Origin of the sequence: Streptomyces griseocarneus, assembly GCF_014655595.1 — a bacterium.
In the GTDB taxonomy this organism is placed as follows: domain Bacteria; phylum Actinomycetota; class Actinomycetes; order Streptomycetales; family Streptomycetaceae; genus Streptomyces; species Streptomyces griseocarneus.
On the sequence record NZ_BNBL01000001.1, the window covers coordinates 776,334 to 796,088 of the forward strand.

16 protein-coding genes are annotated in these 19,755 nt (G+C 75.0%); 5 read left to right on the forward strand and 11 right to left on the reverse strand.

Going from position 1 to position 19,755, the window contains the following annotated elements; all coding sequences use genetic code 11:
• The first annotated feature begins 43 nt into the window (after positions 1–43).
• The 3 genes from IE295_RS03340 to IE295_RS03350 are packed head-to-tail and all read left to right on the forward strand — an operon-like array spanning position 44 to position 2,675.
• Positions 44–844 carry an SDR family oxidoreductase gene (locus IE295_RS03340; RefSeq protein ID WP_190061871.1) on the forward strand — a complete coding sequence of 267 codons (801 nt, stop codon included), beginning with the start codon at positions 44–46 and terminating at the stop codon, positions 842–844.
• A gap of 30 nt (positions 845–874) precedes the next feature.
• On the forward strand, positions 875–1,489 hold the full coding sequence (locus IE295_RS03345) for a TetR/AcrR family transcriptional regulator (protein WP_190061872.1): 615 nt from the start codon (positions 875–877) through the stop codon (positions 1,487–1,489).
• A gap of 28 nt (positions 1,490–1,517) precedes the next feature.
• Positions 1,518–2,675, forward strand: a complete 1,158-nt coding sequence (locus IE295_RS03350; protein ID WP_190061873.1) for an acetyl-CoA C-acetyltransferase — start codon at positions 1,518–1,520, stop codon at positions 2,673–2,675.
• A gap of 13 nt (positions 2,676–2,688) precedes the next feature.
• Here the strand turns inward: IE295_RS03350 and IE295_RS03355 are convergent, their stop codons facing one another.
• From IE295_RS03355 to IE295_RS03370, 4 genes are read right to left on the reverse strand one after another with little or no spacing between them, the layout of a single operon-like run.
• Positions 2,689–3,735 carry an NAD(P)H-dependent flavin oxidoreductase gene (locus IE295_RS03355; protein WP_190061874.1) on the reverse strand — a complete coding sequence of 349 codons (1,047 nt, stop codon included), beginning with the start codon at positions 3,733–3,735 and terminating at the stop codon, positions 2,689–2,691.
• The gene (locus IE295_RS03360; RefSeq protein WP_190061875.1) at positions 3,732–4,496 is read right to left on the reverse strand and encodes a CoA-transferase subunit beta; all 765 of its coding nucleotides are present in this window, start codon (positions 4,494–4,496) and stop codon (positions 3,732–3,734) included. Before IE295_RS03360 ends, IE295_RS03355 begins: the two co-directional genes overlap by 4 nt.
• Positions 4,493–5,341 carry a CoA transferase subunit A gene (locus tag IE295_RS03365; RefSeq protein ID WP_190062385.1) on the reverse strand — a complete coding sequence of 283 codons (849 nt, stop codon included), beginning with the start codon at positions 5,339–5,341 and terminating at the stop codon, positions 4,493–4,495. Before IE295_RS03365 ends, IE295_RS03360 begins: the two co-directional genes overlap by 4 nt.
• Before the next feature lie 14 nt (positions 5,342–5,355).
• On the reverse strand, positions 5,356–6,147 hold the full coding sequence (locus IE295_RS03370) for an enoyl-CoA hydratase family protein (protein ID WP_190061876.1): 792 nt from the start codon (positions 6,145–6,147) through the stop codon (positions 5,356–5,358).
• Between the two features lie 73 nt (positions 6,148–6,220).
• On the opposite strand from IE295_RS03370, the gene IE295_RS03375 reads away from it, so the two are divergent.
• Complete coding sequence (locus IE295_RS03375) at positions 6,221–6,997, forward strand: SDR family oxidoreductase (RefSeq protein ID WP_224323222.1); 777 nt, start codon at positions 6,221–6,223, stop codon at positions 6,995–6,997.
• A complete protein-coding gene (locus tag IE295_RS03380; protein ID WP_190061877.1) occupies positions 6,994–7,902 on the forward strand; it encodes an SDR family oxidoreductase in 909 nt (302 codons plus the stop codon). Before IE295_RS03375 ends, IE295_RS03380 begins: the two co-directional genes overlap by 4 nt.
• A gap of 37 nt (positions 7,903–7,939) precedes the next feature.
• Here the strand turns inward: IE295_RS03380 and IE295_RS03385 are convergent, their stop codons facing one another.
• The 7 genes from IE295_RS03385 to IE295_RS03415 form a co-directional block, all read right to left on the reverse strand.
• On the reverse strand, positions 7,940–8,827 hold the full coding sequence (locus tag IE295_RS03385; RefSeq protein WP_190061878.1) for an ABC transporter permease: 888 nt from the start codon (positions 8,825–8,827) through the stop codon (positions 7,940–7,942).
• Positions 8,824–11,550, reverse strand: a complete 2,727-nt coding sequence (locus tag IE295_RS03390; protein ID WP_190061879.1) for an alpha/beta fold hydrolase — start codon at positions 11,548–11,550, stop codon at positions 8,824–8,826. The genes IE295_RS03385 and IE295_RS03390 overlap by 4 nt, the downstream gene beginning before the upstream one ends.
• A gap of 53 nt (positions 11,551–11,603) precedes the next feature.
• A complete protein-coding gene (locus IE295_RS03395) occupies positions 11,604–14,633 on the reverse strand; it encodes an alpha-mannosidase (protein ID WP_190061880.1) in 3,030 nt (1,009 codons plus the stop codon).
• A 67-nt stretch (positions 14,634–14,700) separates the two neighbouring features.
• Entirely contained in the window at positions 14,701–16,791 is a 2,091-nt protein-coding gene (locus IE295_RS03400) for an endo-beta-N-acetylglucosaminidase (RefSeq protein WP_190061881.1), read from the reverse strand.
• Complete coding sequence (locus IE295_RS03405; protein ID WP_190061882.1) at positions 16,788–18,032, reverse strand: glycoside hydrolase 5 family protein; 1,245 nt, start codon at positions 18,030–18,032, stop codon at positions 16,788–16,790. Before IE295_RS03405 ends, IE295_RS03400 begins: the two co-directional genes overlap by 4 nt.
• 16 nt (positions 18,033–18,048) lie before the next feature.
• Complete coding sequence (locus tag IE295_RS03410; protein ID WP_190061883.1) at positions 18,049–18,879, reverse strand: carbohydrate ABC transporter permease; 831 nt, start codon at positions 18,877–18,879, stop codon at positions 18,049–18,051.
• Positions 18,879–19,754, reverse strand: a complete 876-nt coding sequence (locus IE295_RS03415; protein WP_190061884.1) for a carbohydrate ABC transporter permease — start codon at positions 19,752–19,754, stop codon at positions 18,879–18,881. Before IE295_RS03415 ends, IE295_RS03410 begins: the two co-directional genes overlap by 1 nt.
• Position 19,755 lies beyond the last annotated feature (1 nt).

Consider the following 19,755-nt stretch of genomic DNA (forward strand, 5'->3'; position numbering starts at 1 on the left):
ACCATCCTTCCCTAACAAGTGTTTGGTAGGTTAACGTACGGTCATGAGCAGCGTCGAGAGCTCCGGCCCGCCGCCCTATCTCCCCGCCCACGAGCTGCTGTCCGGCCGCACCGCGGTCATCACCGCCGCCGCCGGCACCGGCATCGGAGGGGCCACGGCCCGCCGCTTCCTCGAGGAGGGCGCCGGTGTGGTCCTCGGCGACGTCCACGCCCGCCGCCTCGCGCGCACCGTCACCGCGCTGGCCGGGGAGTTCGGGGACGCCCGCGTCGCCGGCACCTCCTGCGACGTCACCGACGAGGCGCAGGTCGCCGCCCTCCTCGACCTCGCCGAGCAGCGGCACGGCCCCCTCGACATCCTCGTCAACAACGCCGGCCTGGGCGGCACCGCCGAGCTCGTGGACATGACCGACGAGCAGTGGGACAGGGTCCTCGACACCACACTGAACGGCACCTTCCGCTGCACCCGCGCCGCCCTGCGCCGCATGCGGGCGAGCGGCGCGGGCGGGGTCGTCGTCAACAACGCCTCGGTCGTGGGCTGGCGCGCCCAGCGCGGCCAGGCCCACTACGCCGCCGCCAAGGCCGGGGTCATGGCGCTCACCCGCTGCGCCGCTGTGGAGGCCGCCGCCTACGGCGTGCGCGTCAACGCCGTCTCGCCCAGCCTCGCCGCCCATCCCCACCTGGACCGGGTCGCCGACCCCGGGCTGCTCGCCGAGCTGGCCCGGCGCGAGGCGTTCGGGCGGGCGGCCGAGCCCTGGGAGGTCGCCAACGTCATCGTCTTCCTGGCCAGCGGCTACTCCTCGTACATGACCGGCGAGACCGTGGCCGTCAGCAGCCAGCGCGCGTGATCGCGAAAGAACGTGACCGACAATGAGAGCGTGCCGATCAGCAAGAAGACCACCACCGAGAAGCCGGCCCCCGGGCGGCGCGGGGAACTGCTCGCGACGGCGGCCGAGGTGTTCGCCGAGCAGGGCTACACCGCCACCACCGTCCGCCGCATCGCCGACGCCGCCGGCCTGCTCGCGGGCAGCCTCTATTACCACTTCGACTCCAAGGAGTCGATGCTGGACGAGATCCTCTCCACCTTCCTCGACGAACTCTGGGCCGGCTACGACTCCGTGCTCGCCGCCCGGCTCGGGCCCCGCGAGACCCTCGAGGCGCTGGTCACCGAGTCCTTCCGCGAGATCGACCGGCACCGCGCGGCCGTCGCCATCTACCAGCGGGAGGCCAAGGACCTCGCCGGCAGGCCACGCTTCGCCTACCTCGCCGACTCGCAGCGCAGGTTCGAGCGTGCGTGGCTGGGCACGCTCGAACGCGGCGTCGCCGACGGGGTGTTCCGCGCCGACCTCGACGTCCGCCTCGCCTACCGCTTCGTGCGCGACACGGTGTGGGTGGCGGCGTCGTGGTACCGGCCGGGCGGCGCGCACAGCCCCGAGGAGATCGCCCGGCAGTACCTGTCGATGGTCCTGGACGGAATCGCCGTACGCACCTAGAACCCCGACGAGAAGCTGGGAGCAGGCCATGGCCGAGGCATACATCGTCGAAGCGGTACGCACGCCCGTCGGCAGGCGGGGCGGCGGCCTGAGCGCCGTTCACCCGGCCGACCTCGGCGCGCACGTGCTGAAGGCGCTGGTGGACCGCGCGGGCGTGGACCCCGCCGCCGTGGAGGACGTCGTCCTCGGCTGCCTCGACGCGGTCGGGCCGCAGGCCGGGGACATCGCCCGCACGAGCTGGCTGGCGGCGGGCCTGCCGGAGGAGGTGCCCGGCGTCACCGTCGACCGGCAGTGCGGCTCGGGCCAGCAGGCCGTCCACTTCGCCGCCCAGGCCGTGCTCTCCGGCACCCAGGACCTCGTCGTCGCGGGTGGCGTCCAGAACATGTCGCAGATCCCCATCGCCTACGCCGCCCGCCGGGCCACCGAGCCGCTGGGCCTGGCCGAGGGCCCCTTCGCGGGCTCCCGCGGCTGGCGGGAACGCTACGGCGACCGGCCCGTCGACCAGTTCCACGGCGCCGAACTCATCGCCCACAAGTGGGGGATCACCCGGCAGCGGATGGAGGAGTTCGCCCTCGACTCGCACCGCAGGGCGGTGCGCGCCGTCGACGAGGGCCGCTTCGAGCGCGAGATCGTCCCCTACGGGACGATGACCGCCGACGAGGGCCCGCGCCGGGACACCACGCCGGAGAAGATGGCCGCGCTCGAGCCGCTCGCGCCGGGCGGACGGCTGACGGCCGCCCTCTGCTCCCAGATATCCGACGGCGCCGCCGTCCTGCTGCTGGCGGGCGAACGCGCCGTGCGGGACCACGGCCTGACCCCGCGCGCCCGGATCCACCACCTCTCCGTGCGCGGCGAGGACCCCATCCGCATGCTGACCGCGCCGATCCCCGCCACGGCGTACGCGCTGAAGAAGGCCGGCATGACGATCGGCGACATCGACCTCGTCGAGATCAACGAGGCGTTCGCGTCCGTGGTCCTGGCCTGGGCCCGGGAGACCGGCGCCGACCCCGGGCGCGTCAACGTCAACGGCGGCGCGATCTCCCTCGGTCACCCGCTGGGCGCGAGCGGCGCCCGGCTGATGACCACGCTCCTGTACGAACTCGAGCGCACCGGCGGCCGCTACGGGCTGCAGGTGATGTGCGAGGGCGGCGGCCAGGCCAACGTCACGATCATCGAACGGCTCTGAAGCGGGGCGAGCCCTACCCGGAGGCCAGGCGGCGCAGCGTCGCCTGCGCCTCCGCCATGACCGACTCGACCAGCGCGGCGCACGAGGGCAGGTCCTCGATCACCCCCGCCACCTGCCCGGCGGACATCACGCCGAGGTCCGTACGGCCGTCCACCATCGCGGCCCGCAGCAGCACCGGCGTGTTCGCGGCCAGCAGGACCTGGCCCCAGGTCAGGTCCGTGCCGCGCTTCATGGCCAGGCCGTCGCGCAGCATCCGCCGGGCGCCCGTGCCCGACAGCTCGCGGTAGGCGACGGCGTGCCGCAGCGCCCGGACCAGCGTTCTCGTGCGGCCCGCGCGCTCGAGCGCGGTGACGAAGGGCGTGCGCAGCACGCGGTGCGGGAGGCCGTCGACCTTGGTGGTGACGGTGACGTCCGTGACGGACGCGGCGAGGTAGGCGGCCTTCACCGCCGCCGGGACGGTGCTGTCGGAGGTGAGCAGGAAGCGGGTGCCCATGGCGATGCCGCAGGCGCCGTAGGCGAGGGCCGCGACCAGGCCGCGCCCGTCGCGGAAGCCGCCGGCGGCGACGACGGGGATCGCCACCGCGTCGACCACCTGGGGGACCAGCACCGAGGTCGCCACCCGCCCGGTGTGCCCGCCGCCCTCGCCGCCCTGCACGACGAGCGCGTCCGCGCCCCAGGCCGCGACCTTCTCGGCGTGCCGCCGGGCCCCGACCGAGGGGATGACGACGACGCCGGCGTCCTTGAGCCGGGCGATCAGCTCCCGGGAGGGCGCCAGCGCGAAGGAGGCGACCCGCACCCCCTCGTCGATCAGGATCCGCACCCGCTCGGCGGCGTCCCCCGCGTCCGCCCGCAGGTTGACCCCGAACGGGCGGTCCGTGCGGGAGCGCACCTCGCGGACGGCCGCCCGCAGCCGGTCGGGGGTCATGGTCGCGGACCCCAGGATGCCGAGCGCGCCCGCCTCGGCCGCCGCGGTCACCAGGCGGGGCCCGGCCACCCAGCCCATGCCGGTCTGTACGAGCGGGTGCCGGACGCCCACCAGGTCGGTCAGGGCGGTCCTCACGCCGGCACCTCGCGCTCGCGCCGGGCGGCCGGGTCGATGACCTCGCGGATCAGGCGGAGTTCCGCGGCCGTGGGGGTGCGGGTGCGCGGGGCGTCCGGGGGGACGTCCAGCGGGAAGCCCGTGGCCGCCCGCACCTCCTCGGCGGTGACGCCGGGGTGCAGGGAGCGCACGCGCATCGTGTGGCCGGGGGTCTCGAAGTCGAGCACGGCGAGGTCGGTGACGACGCGCGGAATGCGGTGGAAGCGGGTGGCGGAGGGGCCGGCGGCCGCCGCGCGGTCGTAGCCGACGCCGCTGACCATGTCGACGCGCTCGACCAGGACGCGGGGGGAGTGCCGGGGGATCCAGTAACTGGTCGGGTGGTTGACGGTGTTGGCGGGCGCGCCGCGCACCCCGATCAGCTGACGGGCGGGGCGGTGCCAGTCGCCGACGCAGCTGATGTTCTGGTTGCCGTGCCGGTCCAGCTGGCTCGCGCCCATCATCACGTGCCGCTTCCCGCCGGCGGCCAGCGCCAAGTGGCGGCGGTAGGGCAGCCAGCCCTCGATCACCCTCGGCCTCGCCCCCAGCGCCGGGACGTCGGCGGCGAGCATCGCCTCGCCGTCCGTCAGCAGCAGCTCCGGCGCGAAGGTGAGCTTGGCCAGCCGGGCGCCGACCGTGGGCACCACGCCGCCCATCGGGCTCGCCAGGATCTCGCCGGCGCCGCGCCAGGCCTCCGCGCAGGCCACCACGCACACCTCGGCCCTGGTCGCGACGGCGGCGCTCACGACGCCTCCCGCACGCACTCCGCGACCGCGGCGCGGTAGTCCTCCTCGTCCCCGGACAGGAAGCGCCGCGCGAACTCCCGCCAGGCGGCCGGGTCGGCGGCGGCCCGGGCGTACGCCGCCTGGAAGGCCTCGTCCCGCCCGTAGTCCGGCGCGCAGGAGGTGAAGTGCGCGCCGCCCGGCGCCTCGACGACGCCCGTGACGCAGTGGCGCTGCACGAGCAGCGTCTGCGGTCCGCCGGCCGTCGCGAACTCCTCGCTGTCCACGATGCGTTCGCAGGAGACGTACGCCTCGCGCGCGGCCTCGCAGAAGAGGTCGTCGAAGTACGGGTCGGGGCCCAGGTACTGGGCGTTGCCGTGCGCGTCGGCGCGGTTGAGGTGGACGAGGGCCGCGTCGAGGGTGAGCGCGGGGACGGCCACCAGCTCCTCGCCGTCCGCGTACGGCGAGGTGACCGTCCGCAGCGTGGGGTTGACCCGCATCACGTCCGAGCCCAGCCCGGCGCGCACCGGCAGGAACGGCAGCCGGTGGGCGGCGGCCGTCAGCCCCCACATGAACATGGCCTCGTCCAGCTCCATCAGCTCCAGCTCGCCGCGCTGCCGGGCCGCGCGGAAGTGCGGTTCGAGGGGGATCGAGTCGAGCGTGGCGAAGGAGGCGACCAGCTTGCGGATCCGCCCGGCCGCCGCCAGCAGGCCCACGTCCGGGCCGCCGTAGGAGACCACGGTCAGGTCGGTGAGGTCCGAGCGGAGCAGGGCCCGTACGAGCGCCATCGGCTTGCGGCGCGAGCCCCAGCCGCCGATGCCTATGGTCATGCCGCTCTCCAGGCGGCCGACGGCCTCGTCGGCGGTCATCGTCTTGTCCGCGGTCACGACCGCTCCCTTCCCGCGCTCCTCGGCTCGCTGCCCGCCGTTCCCGCGCCGCCGGAGACGAACGCGTCGCGGTGGCGGTCGGCGACGCCGGTCAGGCTCGCCTCGAAGGTGAAGCCCTGCTCGTAGCGGTAGCTGCGGCGGACGTCGACGGGATCGATGCCGTTGAGCGCCGCCTTGGCCAGCCGCAGCAACGACCCGTCCTTGGCCGCGATCTCCCGCGCCAGCCCCAGGGCCGCCGCCATCAGCTCCCCGCGCGGCACCACCCGCCACACCGAGCCGTGCCGGTGCAGCTCGTGCGCGGTGACCGTGCGGGAGGTGTAGTAGAGCGTGCGCATCAGGTGCTGGGGGACGAGCCGGGCCAGGTGGGTGGCGGCGCCCAGGGCGCCCCGGTCCAGCTCGGGCAGGCCGAACGTGGCGTCGTCGGAGGCGACCACCGCGTCGGCGTTGCCGGCCAGGCCCACGCCGCCGCCGAGGCAGAAGCCCTGCACGGCGGCCACGACCGGGACCTCGCAGTCGTAGACGGCGGAGAAGGCGGCGGAGCAGCCGTGGTTGGCGCCGACCAGCGCCCGGTGGCCGGGTACGCGCTGCAACTCCTTGATGTCCACGCCGGCGTTGAAGCCGCGCCCGGCGGCGGTGAGGACCACGCAGCGGGTGCCCGCGTCGCCGCCCGCCGCGCGGACGGCCTCGGCCAGTTCGTACCAGCCGCGGACGGGAAGGGCGTTGACCGGCGGGAAGTCGACGGTGACGACGGCGATGCCCGGTTCGGGGCGTGCGGTGGAGACGCTCATCGGCTACCTTTCCACCAAACGTTTGTTAGGTGCGACGGTAGCAGCGGATCCCCGGCCTCGGGAGGTGCCCGAAGTGGCCAGCGCTCCACGCCCGGACGGCCGCGTCGCCGTCGTCACCGGCGGCACCCGCGGCGTCGGCGCGGGCATCGCCCGCGCGTTCCTGCGCGCGGGCACGGACGTCGTCGTCTGCGCCCGCAGGCCGCCCGAGCATCCCGTCGCGGCGGACGGCCGCACGGCCCGCTTCCTGCCGGTGGACCTGCGTGAACCCGCCGCCGTCGACGCCTTCTTCGACCGGGTCGCCGGCGATCACGGACGGCTCGACGTGCTGGTGAACAACGCCGGCGGCACGCCCCACCGGCGGCTCGACGAGGCGGAGCCCGAGCGTCACCTGCGCGTCATCGCCCTCAACCTCGGCGCGGCGCTGACGGCCTCGCTCGCCGCCCACCGCCTCATGTGCGCCCAGCGCGGGGGCGGCTGCATCCTGATGGTCGGCAGCGTGAGCGGCACCCGCCCCTCGCCCGGCACCGCCGCCTACGGCGCGGCCAAGGCGGGCCTGGAGAACCTCGCGCGCACCATGGCCGTGGAGTGGGCCCCGGCCGTACGCGTCAACACCCTCGTCCTGGGCATGGTGCGCACCGAGTCCGCCCACCTGCACTACGGCGACGAGCACGGTGTGGCCGCCGTCGCCCGCACCGTGCCGGCCGGGCGCCTCGCCGAGCCCGACGAGGTCGGCGAGGCCGCCGTGTTCCTCGCCTCCGACCGCGCCGCGTACATCACCGGAGCCGGGCTGCTCGTCCACGGCGGCGGCGAACGCCCGGCCTTCCTGGACGCATCGAGGAGTGTGGAATGACCGGAATCTGCGCCGGGCGCGTCGCCGTCGTCACCGGGGCCGGGCGGGGCCTGGGCCGAGCGCACGCGCTGGCGCTCGCCGCCGAGGGCGCGCGCGTCGTCGTCAACGACCTGGGCGCCGGGCCCGACGGGCAGGGCGCGTCCGCGAACCCCGCGCAGCGGGTGGCCGACGAGATACGGGCGCGCGGCGGCGAAGCCGTCGCCCACTGCGGAGACATCGCCACCGGCGAGGGGGCCGCATCCCTCGTCACCGCCGCGCTGGAGAGGTTCGGCCGGCTCGACGCGCTGGTCAACAACGCCGGGTTCGTGCGCGACCGCATGCTCGTCAACCTGGACGAGGACGACTGGGACGCGGTCGTCCGCGTCCATCTCAAGGGTCACTTCCTGCCCCTGCGCCACGCCGCCGCGCACTGGCGGGCGGAGGCCAAGGCCGGTCGCGAGCCGGACGCCCGGGTGGTCAACACCACCTCGGGCGCCGGGCTGCTGGGGAGCGTGGGCCAGGGGAACTACGCGGCGGCCAAGGCGGGGATCGTCGGCCTGACGCTCGTCGCCGCCGCCGAACTGGGGCGCTACGGCGTCCAGGTCAACGCCGTCGCTCCCGCCGCCCGGACCCGTATGACGGAGAGCGCCTTCCCCGAGGCCATGGCCGCGCCGCCGGACGGGACCTTCGACGCCATGGCACCGGCCAACGTCTCGCCGCTCGTCGTATGGCTCGCCTCGGCCGGTTCCACCGGGGTCACCGGCCAGGTCTTCGAGGCCGAAGCCGGGCGCATCACGGTCATGGAGGGCTGGCACCCCGGGCCGACGGCCGACAAGGGCGACCGCTGGGCGCCGGCCGAGGTGGGAGAGGCGATACGGGAACTCCTGGCGGGAGCCCGCCGGGCCCGGCCCGTCTACGGGGCGTAGGGCGTGTCCTGGGGCGCACCGCGCGGCCCCGGGAGCGTCAGGACACCACGTCCTTGCCCCGGAAGTGCCGGAACGCGAAGGCGAACAGCACCACCGCGTACGCCACCGACACCGCCGTCCCCTTCACCATCCCGCCCCACTCCGGGTGCGGCTGGAGGGCGTCGGCCCACGCGTACTGCCAGTGGGCGGGGAGCAGATCGCGCCAGTGCCCCAGCGCCGTGACCGCGTCCAGGACGTTGCCGACGATGGTCAGCCCCATCGCCCCGCCCACCGCGCCCAGCGGCGCGTCGGTGACCGTCGACAGCCAGAACGCCAGCGCGGCCGTCACCAGCTGGCCGACGAAGACGTAGGCCACGACGACCGCCAGCCGGCCCGTCGCCGTCCCCGCCTCCAGCGAGCCGCCGGTCGGGATGCGCAGCGGCCCCCAGCCGTAGGCCGCCGTGCCCGCCGCCAGCGCCACCAGCGGAAGCAGCACCATCGCGGCCGCACTGAAGCCCAGCGCCACCGTCAGCTTGCTCAGCAGCAGCCGGGAACGCGGCACCGGAGCCGCCAGCAGATAGCGCAGCGACGACCAGCTCGCCTCCGACGCCACGGCGTCGCCGCAGAACAGCGCCACCGGCACCACGAGCAGGAAGCCCGCCGAGACGAACAGCGCGGTGGCCGCGAAGTTCACTCCCGAGGCCGTGGCCGTGTCCATCAGCGTCACCCGGCTGTTGCGGCCGCCCGGATCCCCTCCGATCGCGAAGGCCGCGATCAGGACGAACGGCAGCACGGCCAGCACCGCCCCCATCACCAGGGTGCGGCGCCGGCGCAGCTGCCGCGCCGCCTCCACCCGCAGCGGCAGGGTGCGCCGCGCGCGGTAGCCGGGCGCGGACTCCGGTGCGGGCGCCGCGTCCGCCGCGTCCCGCGTGGTCGCCGAGCTCATGCCGAGCCTCCGATCAGGGTCAGGAACGCGTCCTCCAGCCGCCGGTGCGGGCCCACGCTCGCCACCGGGATCTCCAGCCGGACCAGTTCCGCGAGCAGTTCCGGCGCGCTCGCGCCGTCGAGCCGTACGAGCAGGCCCTCGTCGGTCCGCACCGCCGAGGCCACGCCCGGCAGGGCGGCCACCTTGTCGGCCATCACCTCCGACAGCCGGCCCGCGACGCCCACCAGCAGCGTGTCGCCCGAACCGACGATGTCCGCCACCGGCCCGGCGCTCACCAGGCGCCCGCGGTCCATGACGACCAGGTGGGTGCAGGACTGCTCGACCTCCGCCAGCAGGTGGCTGGAGACGATGACGGTACGGCCGGCGGCCGCGTAACGGATCATCACCTCCCGCATCTCCCGGATCTGCGGCGGGTCCAGACCGTTGGCCGGCTCGTCGAGGATCAGCAGGTCCGGCAGGCCGAGCATGGCCTGCGCGATCGCCAGGCGCTGCCGCATGCCCTGGGAGTACGTGCGCACGGCCCGCTCCAGCGCCGAGCCCAGGCCCGCGATCTCCAGCGCCTCCTCGACGTGCGCGTCCTCGGCCGGCCGGCCGGTCGCCCGCCAGTACAGATCCAGGTTGGCCCGGCCCGACAGGTGCGGCAGGAACCCGGCGCCCTCCACGAAGGCCCCCACCCGCGACAGCACGGGCGCGCCCGGCCGGATGGCGTGCCCGAAGACGCGGATCTCGCCCGCGTCGGGGCGGATGAGTCCCATGAGCATGCGCAGCGTGGTCGTCTTGCCCGCGCCGTTCGGCCCGAGCAGGCCCAGCACCTGGCCGCGCTCGACCCGGAACGACAGGTCCCGCACGGCGTACCGGTCGGCGGACTTGGCGTAACGCTTGCCCAGGCCGGTGATCTGCAGCGGGACGTCGGCCAGCGCCGGGTCCGGGGCCGGCGTGGCGGAGCGCCGGCGGCCCGTCAGCAGCACGGCCGCCGCGACGGCCACGCCGCCGAGCGGCAGCCCCCACGTCCACCACGGCAGCCCGGCCGCGGCCGCCCGCACGCCGGGAGCCGTCGGCACGCTCAGGCCGCCGCCCGCGAGGGAGACGGTGTACGTGGCCGGCCGCACCGGCGAGGCGTAGCCGAGGTCGGTGGCGGCGAGCACCAGCCGCATCCGGTGGCCGGCCTCGAAGGTGTGGTCGACGGCCGGCAGCCGCAGCTCGACCGTGCGGCCCTTCTCGGCGCCGGTGACGCGCACGGGGGTGACGAGCTGTCCGGGCAACTGCTGCTGCCCGTTCGGACCCACGTCGTAGACCTTGGCGAACAGCACCGCATCGCCCGTGTCCGAGGCCACCTTCACGGTGGCGGTGGGCGAGCCGGTGACGTGGACGCCCTCGGCGAGCCGGCCGGAGTCGAAGCGGGCGTACTGGCCGGGGAAGTCGAGGGACACCCCGATGCCCAGCCCCGACAGCTGGGAGGCGGCCCCGCCGATGCCCGGTACGGCGGAGACGGCGGCCGGGTTGGCGCCGGCCGGGTTGCCGAAGGACTGCCGGCCGCCGGTCAGCGCGACCGTACGGGTCCCGTCGCGCAGCCCGGGGTAGCGGGCGCCGGTCGCGGTGCGCAGTCGCACCGCGCCGTCGGTGGTGTCGATGCCGCCGGTCCGGCTGACCCGGAACGCGGGGCCGGTGTCCGCCCCTTCGTCGTCCTTGAGGTACCGGTCGAACCACGCGCGCGTGCGTCGCTCGACGCGCTGCTCCTCGCTCGCCATGCCCGCGTCGTGGCCGCCCGAGACCCAGTCGACGGCGACGGGCGCGCCGTTGCGGCGGATGGCCCGGGCCGCCGCGTCGGCCTGGTCGAGGGGGAAGAGGGAGTCGCTCTGCCCCTGCACGAGCAGAGTGGGGACCTTGATGCGGTCCGCCACGGCGGAGGGGCTGCGGCGCTCGAGCAGTTCGCGGGCGGCGGCGTCGGGCCGGCCGGCCACGGCCACCCGCTCGTACATCTCGCACAGGCTCTTCTCGAACCGCCCGCAGCCGGAGGCGGCCGGGCCGGCCGCCGCCTTGCCGGCGGCTCCCGGGGAGCCGCCGCCCGGGGAGCCGGTGACGGTGGAGCCGGTGGTGAAGAAGATGCCGGCCCACAGCCGCTTGAACACCTCGCCGGGGAAGAGCGAGTCGGCGAGGTTCCAGTAGGTGATCTGCGGGGCGATGGCGTCGACGCGCCGGTCGTGCCCGGCGGCGAGGAGGGCGACCGCGCCGCCGTAGGAGGCGCCCGCGATGCCCACGCGGGGGTCGCCCGCCCGGTCCAGGCGCACCTCCGGCCGGCGGGCGAGCCAGTCGACGAGCCGGCTGACGTCGGCCACCTCGTGGCCGGGGTCGTTGAGGCCGATGCGGCCGGAGGACCGGCCGAAGCCCCGCGCGGACCACGTCAGCACCGCGTAGCCCTCGCGGGCCAGGTCCTCCGCCTGGGCCCGCAGGTCGTTCTTGCTGCCGCCGAAGCCGTGCGCGAGCAGGACGGCGGGCCGACGGCCCGGGTTGCCGGAGGTGAAGAACGAGGTGTCGATCCGGACGCCGCCCTTGCCGTCTCCGGGCTCCTCGTCCACGGCGATCACCCGGTCCTCGCGGCGCACGGGCGGATCGTCACCGGTGGCCGAGGCCACGGTCCAGGTACCGGCACCGGCGAGCACGGCGCCGGCGGCCAGGGCGGCCACCAGCCGCCGCCCGCGCGGGCGAGGGAGACGCAGCTTCATGTTCGAATGCTAAGCGGAGCTGTCTTCCCCTTCGGCTTCCCCCTCGGTAGCGCTCATGCCCGTCGCAGCCGCAGGGTGACGATCTCGAACGGCCGCAACGACAGCGCCACCCCGCCGTCCTCGGCCGACAGCGCGCTCACCGGCCGCTCCAGCAGGTCGCAGACCGAGACCGCCGCCACCGCGAACGCGGCGGTCAGCCGAGTGGCGGCCCGCCCGCCGAGCGACTCGTACAGCCGCACCACGACGTCCCCGCTGCCGTCGTCGGCGAGCTTCACGGCCGAGACGACCACCGCCTCGTTCCCCACCGTCACCAGCGGCTCCACGCCGGACGACCCCGGAACCCGTCGCTCCGGCAGATTGATCCGGTGGCCCTCCCGCACCGCGTCCACCACGGACGCGCCCGGCACCAGGGCGTAGCGGAAGCTGTGCGTCCCCTGGTCGGTGCGCGGGTCGGGGAAGCGGGGAGCGCGCAGCAGGGAGAGCCGCACCGTCGTCGTGGTCCCCGCGTCCGCGCCCTCGCGGACCGTCCGCGACACGTCGTAGCCGTACGTCGAGTCGTTGACCAGCGCCACCCCCCACCCCGGCTCCGCCAGGTGCACGAAGCGGTGCGCGCAGGCCTCGAACTTCGCCGCGTCCCAGCTGGTGTTGGCGTGGGTGGGGCGGTAGAGGTGGCCGAACTGGGTCTCGGCCGCCACCCGGTCGGCGTGCACGTCCAGGGGGAAGGCCACCTTGAGGAACTTCTCCGTCTCGTGCCAGTCGACCTCCGTGCCGAAGTCCACCCGCCGCACCCCGGCGGGCAGCGAGATCCGCTGCTCGACCCGCGAGGCCCCGAAGGCCCGCACGACGCGCACCCCGCACCCGTCGGCGGTGGCCTCCACCAGCTCGGCGTCCGTCAGGTCGGTCACGGTGTTGCGGTAGAACGGGTCCACGTCCCAGGCGTCCCACATGTTCGGGAAGTCCTGGTGCAACTGCAGCAGGTTGGCCGCCGCGCCCGGCGCGACGGTCTCTCGCCCGGCCGCGAGGTCCACCACGGAGACGACCAGCCCCCGCCCGTCGATCCCGACCCGCAGCAGGCCGTTGTCGAGCTCGAACCCGCCGCCCTCGCGCGGCCGGGCGGCCGCGAGGCTCCCCCCGCCGGCGGGAGCCCGCTCCGTGACGCCGCCGAGCGCCGGCACCCCGTCGCGCACGTGCGGCGCGGCGTTGACGACGACCGTCCCCGCGCCCCCGCCGCCACCCGTCAGCGCAGCCAGCGCGTCCGCGACGACCTCCTCCAGCTCGGCGGCCACCTCCGCGTACGTCCGCGCCGCCTCCCGGTGCACCCACGCGATCGACGTGCCGGGCAGGATGTCGTGGAACTGGTGCAGCAGCACCGTCTTCCACAGCAGGTCCAGTCGCTCGTACGGATACGGGAACCCGGCCCGCACCGCCGCCGTCGCCGCCCACAGCTCGGCCTCGCGCAGCAGGTGCTCGCTGCGGCGGTTGCCCTGCTTGGTGCGCGCCTGGCTGGTGAGCGTCGCCCGGTGCAGCTCCAGGTACAGCTCGCCCACCCACACCGGCGCGTGCGGGTACTCGGCGTGGGCCTTCTCGAAGAACGCCGCCGGCTTCTCGAAGGCGACCCTCGCCGAACCCTCCAGATCCGCCAGCCGCTTCGCCCGCGCCAGCATCTCCCGCGTCGTGCCGCCCCCGCCGTCGCCCCACCCGGTCGGCGCGAGGGAGCGCCGCGCCCCGCCCTTCTCCCGGAAGTTGCGGGCCGCGTGCGCGACCTCCTGCCCCGAGAGCTGGGAGTTGTAGGTGTCGATGGGCGGGAAGTGGGTGAAGACCCGCGTGCCGTCCAGGCCCTCCCACCAGAACGTGTGGTGCGGGAACGTATTCGTCTGACTCCAGGAGATCTTCTGCGTCAGGAACCACTTCGCCCCCGCGAGCCGCACCAGCTGCGGCAGCGCGGCGGAGTAGCCGAAGCTGTCCGGCAGCCACACCTCCTCCGTCTCGATCCCGAACTCCTCCAGGAAGAAGCGCTTGCCGTGCGTGAACTGCCGCGCCAGCGCCTCACCGCCGGGCATGTTCGTGTCGGACTCCACCCACATGCCGCCCACGGGAACGAAGCGGCCCTCCGCGACCGCCTTCTTCACCCGCGCGTACACCTCCGGCCGGTGCTCCTTGATCCACGCGAACTGCTGCGCCTGCGACATGGCGTAGACGAAGTCCGGCTCGTCCTCCAGCAGCGCGGTCATGTTGGAGGCGGTACGGGCGACCTTGCGCACCGTCTCGCGCAGCGGCCACAGCCACGCCGAGTCGATGTGGGAGTGCCCCACGGCGCTGAGCCGGTGCGCGGAGGCGTGCGCGGGCGCGGAGAGCACCTCGGTGAGCTCCGCGCGCGCCCGGTCCGCCGTGCCGCCGACGTCCTGCAGGTCCACCGCGTCCAGCGCCCGCTCGACGGCCCGCAGGATCTCCCAGCGGCGCGGCGAATCCACCGGCAGCTCGGTCATCAGCTGGCCCAGCACCTCCAGGTCCTGCACCAGCTCCCACACGGTCCGGTCGAACACCGCCAGGTCCATCCGCGCCAGGCGGTAGCGCGGGCCGTCGTCGGCCGTCTCCCGGTCGCCCAGCTCGGTCGGTACGAAGGGGTGGTAGTCCAGGATCACGGGGTTGGACGCGGCCTCGACGTGCAGCAGCACCCGCTCGCCGCCCGCCACGCGCTCCCCGATGCGCACCCACTGGTTGCGCGGGTTGAGGCCCTTCACCGGCGAGCCGTCCGGGCCGTGGACCAGGCCCTCGCACTGGAAGCCCGGCATGTTCTCGTCGAACCCCAGGTCCAGCAGGGCCTCGACCGTACGGCCCGCCCACCGCTGCGGCACCGTCCCCGACACAGTGAACCAGCTGGTGCCCCACGCCGGCCCCCACCGCTCGCCCACCGCGATGGGCACGCGCGGGGCCGTCAGCCCCTGCTCGACGGGCACGGGCTCGCCGGGCGCGTGCCACACGCCGACGTCCAGCGGCACGGACTCGGGGTACACGGCCGGGCGGATGCGCTCCTCGAGCACCCTCGTGAGCCGGGCTTCGGTGATGGCGCGGTCGTTGTGCATGCCTCTCCTTGTCCGTGTCCTCGTGCGCGACGCCGTCCGTGCCGCTGCCCGTGCCCCCGGCCGGGGACTACCAGCGGTACGTGACGCGGGCGGGGGCCGACGCGGTGTACAGCTCGTCCACGGCGCGCACCTCGACGCGGGTGGCCGCCTCGTCGGCCGTACGGCGCAGCGCCGGAACGTAGTAGGCATGCCCACACGTGCCGCCCAGGAAGCGGCGCGCCCCGCCGGGCAGCACCTGGTGCAGCTCGTAGTGGCGCACGGGCGGGGCGCCCGGCCGGGACGGCGGCGGAGTCCAGGCGACGCGCAGCGCGGCGCCGCCGTCGGCGGTGCGCGCGGCCGCGGTCACGGCGGTCCCGCCCGGCCGGCCGGGTGCCGCCGACGGGGCGTCCCGCACCGCCAGGCCGCCCAGCCGCCAGCGCACCGCCCCGCCGTCCGGGGCCGTGAGCCGTACGCCGAGGGCCCGCACGGTCCGGCCGTCCCGGCCGGCCGGCAGCGCGCCCAGGCGCAGCGTGGCGGTGCTCCAGCCGCTCCCGTCCCCGCGCAGGGTGCCGGCCGGCACGTAGGAGAAGCGGTACGGGCGCTCCTCCTCGAGCGCGACCGCCAGCTCCACCCGGACGGCCGCCGAGCCGGGGCCGGCCCGGTGCGCCAGCCGCACGACGGCCGTCCGGGGCAGCGGCAGCCGCGCCGTGAACAGCTCGATCGTCGCCGGATCGCCGAGCGTGCCCTCGACGAGGAGGCTGCTGCCGCCCCGCCAGGCGTCGGCGAAGTCGAAGCCGACGGCCGGCCGGGCGCCCGCCGTGTGGATCACCCAGCGGCGGCCGGGCAGCCGGTCCTGCAGCCCCAGGTGGTTCCAGGCCGCCTCGCCGGTGCGCCGGCCCTCCTCGTACCAGCCCAGGCCGTGACCGGTGTTGAAGGTCGTCGCGAACGGCAGCGCGGTGAGCGTGGAGCGGTCGGCGACGGACGCGGCCGGGGCCCGCCACGGCCCCGCGTCGCCCGGGCGGGCCGGGTCCAGCGCGTGCCCGGACCAGAAGCGGTCGTCGCGCGCGTGGAAGGCGCCGGGGGAGCGCTCGCCGGAGGGCGCGCTCTTCCAGGTCCACTCGGGGCGGTAGAAGCCGAACGAGGCGGTGTGCGGGGCGCCGGCCGGCACGAGCGCGTCCCAGTCGACGCGGGTGTCCCAGCCGGCCGCCTCGACGTCGATCCCGGCCCACAGTTCGTACGGGCCGCGCCCCATGCCCCGCGCGCGCTCGCCGGAGGCGACGAGGCGGGAGCGGTCCCAGCCGAAGTTGAGGAACATGGTGTCGGCGGCGCGGAAGAAGGGGGCGTTGGCGTCGTTGAGCTCGTTCTGCCAGGCGACGTCGCCGGAGACGGCCATGGCGTCGTACCAGGTGACGCGGAGCCCGGTGCCGCGCGTCCGCAGGTACGCCACGAAGTCCCGCATGTCCGCGCCCAGCCGGGCGTCCCCGCCGCCGGTCTCGGCGTTGACGAACCAGCCGTCGAAGCCGTACGCCCGTGCCACCTCGATCAGCTTGTCGGCCAGCGGGAAGCCGCCGTCCGCGCCGCGCCGGACCAGCTCGCGCGTCCACAGCAGCCGGCCGCCGTAGGCCGCGGGCGGCAGGAAGACCGTGCCCAGGACGGGCACGCCGTTGCGGTGGGCGGCGTCCACGACGGGCGCGTTGGGCGCCAGGATCAGCCCCTCGCCGGAGGAGCCGCCCCAGAAGACCAGCTCGTCGAGGTAGGCCCAGTGGGTGAGGGCGTAGGAGTCGGCCGTCGCCGAGCCCTGCGAGGGGTTGCCGGAGGTGGTGGCGAAGGCGGCGAGGGCGCTGATGCGGGCCTGGCCGGCGCGGGCGGTGGGGTTGGCGGGCAGGGGAGTGAAGCGCGGGGCGAGGGGGACGGTGGCCCTGTTGAAGGTCAGGTCGGGATCCCGCCCGGGCGTCCAGGAGGCGAGGCTCCGCCAGACGATCCCCGGGCCGGGCGAGCCGTCGGGGAGGCTGTCGGGGTACCAGTACGAGGCGTACGGCTGGAGGTCCCCGGCCTGCGCGGGGGGTCTTCCGCCGGTCGTAGCGGTGGGCCTTGCAGCGGCCCCCGCCGTGGTGGGCGCGAGGGCGGCCGCGGCGCTCGCGGCGCCGGCGGCGAGGACCTCGCGGCGCGTCACGCTCATGACCCCACCTGCTCCACCGTCAGCACCTCGGTGATGCCCCGCGCCGCCAGGTGCCCGGCGTCGTCCGCCCGCTGGGCCAGGACGACCGCCGGGCGGACCCCGTCGGCGGCCAGCCGCATCCACGCCTCGAAGAACGCCCCGCCGGGCGCGCACACCGCCCGCGACGGTGCTGTTTCCTCGTCGCCCGCGTCCACCGCGAGCGCCGTCCGCCGGACGGCCGGAGCCGGAGGATCCTCCTCCCGCCACCGTCGTACCAGCCGTGAGACCACCTCCCCGGCGGGTTTGATCCGCCGGTCGTTGGTGAACAGGCCGAGCCCGTACTCGAGCTCCGGAAAGTCCGCCAGCGCGCGGTCGACGTCATGGGAGCACCACCAGGTGATCCCCCACAGGTCCGGGCAGTCGGACGCGGCGGCGATCGTCGCCTCGGTGAACTCCGCCGCCCGCTCCGGCGGGACGTGCGGGGCCGGCGCCCCGACCTCCTGCAGCCAGACGGGGCGGCCGGGATCGGTGGCCCAGGCCTTGGACAGCTCGACGAGGTACGCGGCGTGCCGGACGGTGGCGGCGCCGCTGTGCCCGTGGCGCTGTGCGGTGCCGTTGAACACCCAGGAGTGGACCGCCGTCATGGCCCCCAGACGCGCGGAGTGGGCGGGGGTGAAGGGATGCGTGCCGTCGTGGAACGCGGCGTCGTACGACGCGTGCAGGTGGATGCGGCCCGGCGCGCCCTTCTCGCACGCGTCGAGCATCCCGCGCAGCCAGCGGCCGGCCTGTTCGGGGCCGATCCGGTCGGGGTCGGGGTGCGGGGGGCCGGAGAACTGGTTGACCTCGTTGCCGACGGTCATCCCGAGGAAGTGGGGCCGGTCCGCGAGCGCCCCGGCCAGGGCGGTCAGGTACGCGGCCTGGGCCCCGACGACGTCGGGATCGGTGAAGAGGTTGCGGCGGTGCCAGGTGGTGGTCCAGGAGGGGACGAAGTCGAAGCTGGAGAGGTGGCCCTGCAGCCCGTCGACGGCGACGTCGAGCCCGCGCTCACCGGCCGCGTCCACCAGCTGCGCGAGCTGCTCGACGGCGCGCGGGCGGATGAGGGTGCGGTTGGGCTGGAAGAGGGGCCAAAGGGGGAAGACGCGGATGTGGTCGACGCCGAGGGCGGCGACGGAGTCCAGGTCGGCGCGGACGCCGTCCAGGTCGAAGTCGAGCCAGTGGTGGAACCAGCCCCGGGTGGGGGTGTAGTTGACGCCGAAGCGCATCAGGCGTTCCGTCCCTTCAGCCTTTGACGGCGCCCTCGCCGACGCCGCGGAAGAAGTACCGCTGGAGGCAGGCGAACATCACGACGAGCGGGGCGACCGCGATGACCGTGCCGGCGGCGACCAGCCGGGGGTTCTGGGCGAACGTGCCGTGGAGGAAGTTCAGGCCGACGGTCAGCGTGAAGTTCTCCGAGTCGGAGAGCACGATCAGCGGCCAGAGGAAGTCGTCCCACGCGCCCATGAACGAGAAGATCGCGACGACCGCCAGCGTGCCCCGCACCGACGGCAGCGCGATCCGGGTGAACCGCTGCCAGACGTTCGCCCCGTCGATGACGGCCGCCTCCTCGACCTCGTAGGGCACGGCGGCGAAGGCGTTCCGCATGAGCAGGACGTTCAGGGCGCCGACGGATCCGGGCAGGACGACGGCGGTGAGGGTGTTGTTCAGGTGGAGGTCGCGGACCATGGTGAACTGCGCGATGATCACGGACTCCAGGGGCACCAGCAGCGCCAGCACGAACGCGAGACCGGCGACCGCCCGCCCCCGGAAGCGCAGCCGCGCCAGCGCGTAGCCCGCCATCGAGGCGCCGGCGAGATTGGTGAGCACGCTCGCCACGGCGACCCGCAGGGAGTTCAGCGCGTAGTCCCAGACGGGGATGATGTCCGCGACCTCGGCGTAGTTGCCCGTCGTCGGGTGCGCGGGCAGGAAGCGCGGCGGCGAGGTGTAGACGTCCTCCGTCGTCCCCTTGAGCGAGGTGGACAGCTGCCACAGGAACGGGCCGACGGTGACGGCCAGGACGAGGAGCATCAGGAGGTGGCGCAGCGCCTTCTCCCAGCCGGGCGTGCGCCGCATCAGGCGTCCTCCTCGCGGCCGGCGCGCAGCACCAGCAGCATCAGCAGCAGCGTGATGACGAAGACGACCAGCGAGATGGCCGAGGCGTAGCCCACCCGGCCGTTGAGCCCGGTGCCGGTGCGCTGGACGAGCATGACCAGCGTGGTGTCCTGCCCGGCCGGCCCGCCGGTCGGCCCGGCCATCAGATAGACCTCGGAGAAGACCTTGAACGCCGCCACCGACGACAGCGCGCCGACCAGCACCATGGTGGAGCGCACGGCCGGCACGGTCACGCTCACGAAGCGGCGCAGCGCGCCCGCCCCGTCGACGGCGGCCGCCTCGTGCAGCTCGCGGGGGACGTTCCCCAGCGCCGCGAGGTAGATGACCATGTAGTAGCCCAGCCCCTTCCAGACCGTGAGCGCCATGGCGCTGAGCAGCAGCAGCCACGCGTCACCCAGGAAGTGCACCGGTCCGGCCCCCAGGACGCCCAGGATGCCGTTGACCAGGCCCCGGTCGTCCAGCATCCACACCCAGATCAGGGCCGCCACGACGACGGACGCGACCACGGGCGTGTAGAAGGCGGAGCGGAAGAAGGCGACGCCCGGCAGCCGCTTCTGCACCAGCAGCGCCAGCAGCAACGGCAGCAGCACCGTGAACGGCACCACGAGGAGTACGTACAGACCGCTGTTGCGCAGGGCGACCCAGAACTGTTCGTCCTCCAGCAGGGCGCGGAAGTTCTCCAGCCCCACCCAGCGGCCGGGCGTGAGCGTGCGGGCATCGGTGAACGCCTTGTGCACGGTGCTGAGGAAGGGGTAGAGGCTGAAGGCGGCGACCACGGCGAGGCCGGGCAGCAGGAGCAGCCAGGGACTGAGGGCCCGGTGCGTACGTCGGGACACC

What these genes read in the sequence shown, in the direction of transcription:
- IE295_RS03395 (WP_190061880.1), bottom strand. Translation starts at nt 14,633, where the DNA reads ATGCACAACGACCGCGCCATCACCGAAGCCCGGCTCACGAGGGTGCTC.
- IE295_RS03405 (WP_190061882.1), bottom strand. Translation starts at nt 18,032, where the DNA reads ATGCGCTTCGGCGTCAACTACACCCCCACCCGGGGCTGGTTCCACCAC.
- IE295_RS03350 (WP_190061873.1), top strand. Translation starts at nt 1,518, where the DNA reads ATGGCCGAGGCATACATCGTCGAAGCGGTACGCACGCCCGTCGGCAGG.
- IE295_RS03340 (WP_190061871.1), top strand. Translation starts at nt 44, where the DNA reads ATGAGCAGCGTCGAGAGCTCCGGCCCGCCGCCCTATCTCCCCGCCCAC.
- IE295_RS03365 (WP_190062385.1), bottom strand. Translation starts at nt 5,341, where the DNA reads ATGACCGCCGACGAGGCCGTCGGCCGCCTGGAGAGCGGCATGACCATA.
- IE295_RS03385 (WP_190061878.1), bottom strand. Translation starts at nt 8,827, where the DNA reads ATGAGCTCGGCGACCACGCGGGACGCGGCGGACGCGGCGCCCGCACCG.
- IE295_RS03390 (WP_190061879.1), bottom strand. Translation starts at nt 11,550, where the DNA reads ATGAAGCTGCGTCTCCCTCGCCCGCGCGGGCGGCGGCTGGTGGCCGCC.
- IE295_RS03370 (WP_190061876.1), bottom strand. Translation starts at nt 6,147, where the DNA reads ATGAGCGTCTCCACCGCACGCCCCGAACCGGGCATCGCCGTCGTCACC.
- IE295_RS03380 (WP_190061877.1), top strand. Translation starts at nt 6,994, where the DNA reads ATGACCGGAATCTGCGCCGGGCGCGTCGCCGTCGTCACCGGGGCCGGG.
- IE295_RS03410 (WP_190061883.1), bottom strand. Translation starts at nt 18,879, where the DNA reads ATGCGGCGCACGCCCGGCTGGGAGAAGGCGCTGCGCCACCTCCTGATG.
- IE295_RS03400 (WP_190061881.1), bottom strand. Translation starts at nt 16,791, where the DNA reads ATGAGCGTGACGCGCCGCGAGGTCCTCGCCGCCGGCGCCGCGAGCGCC.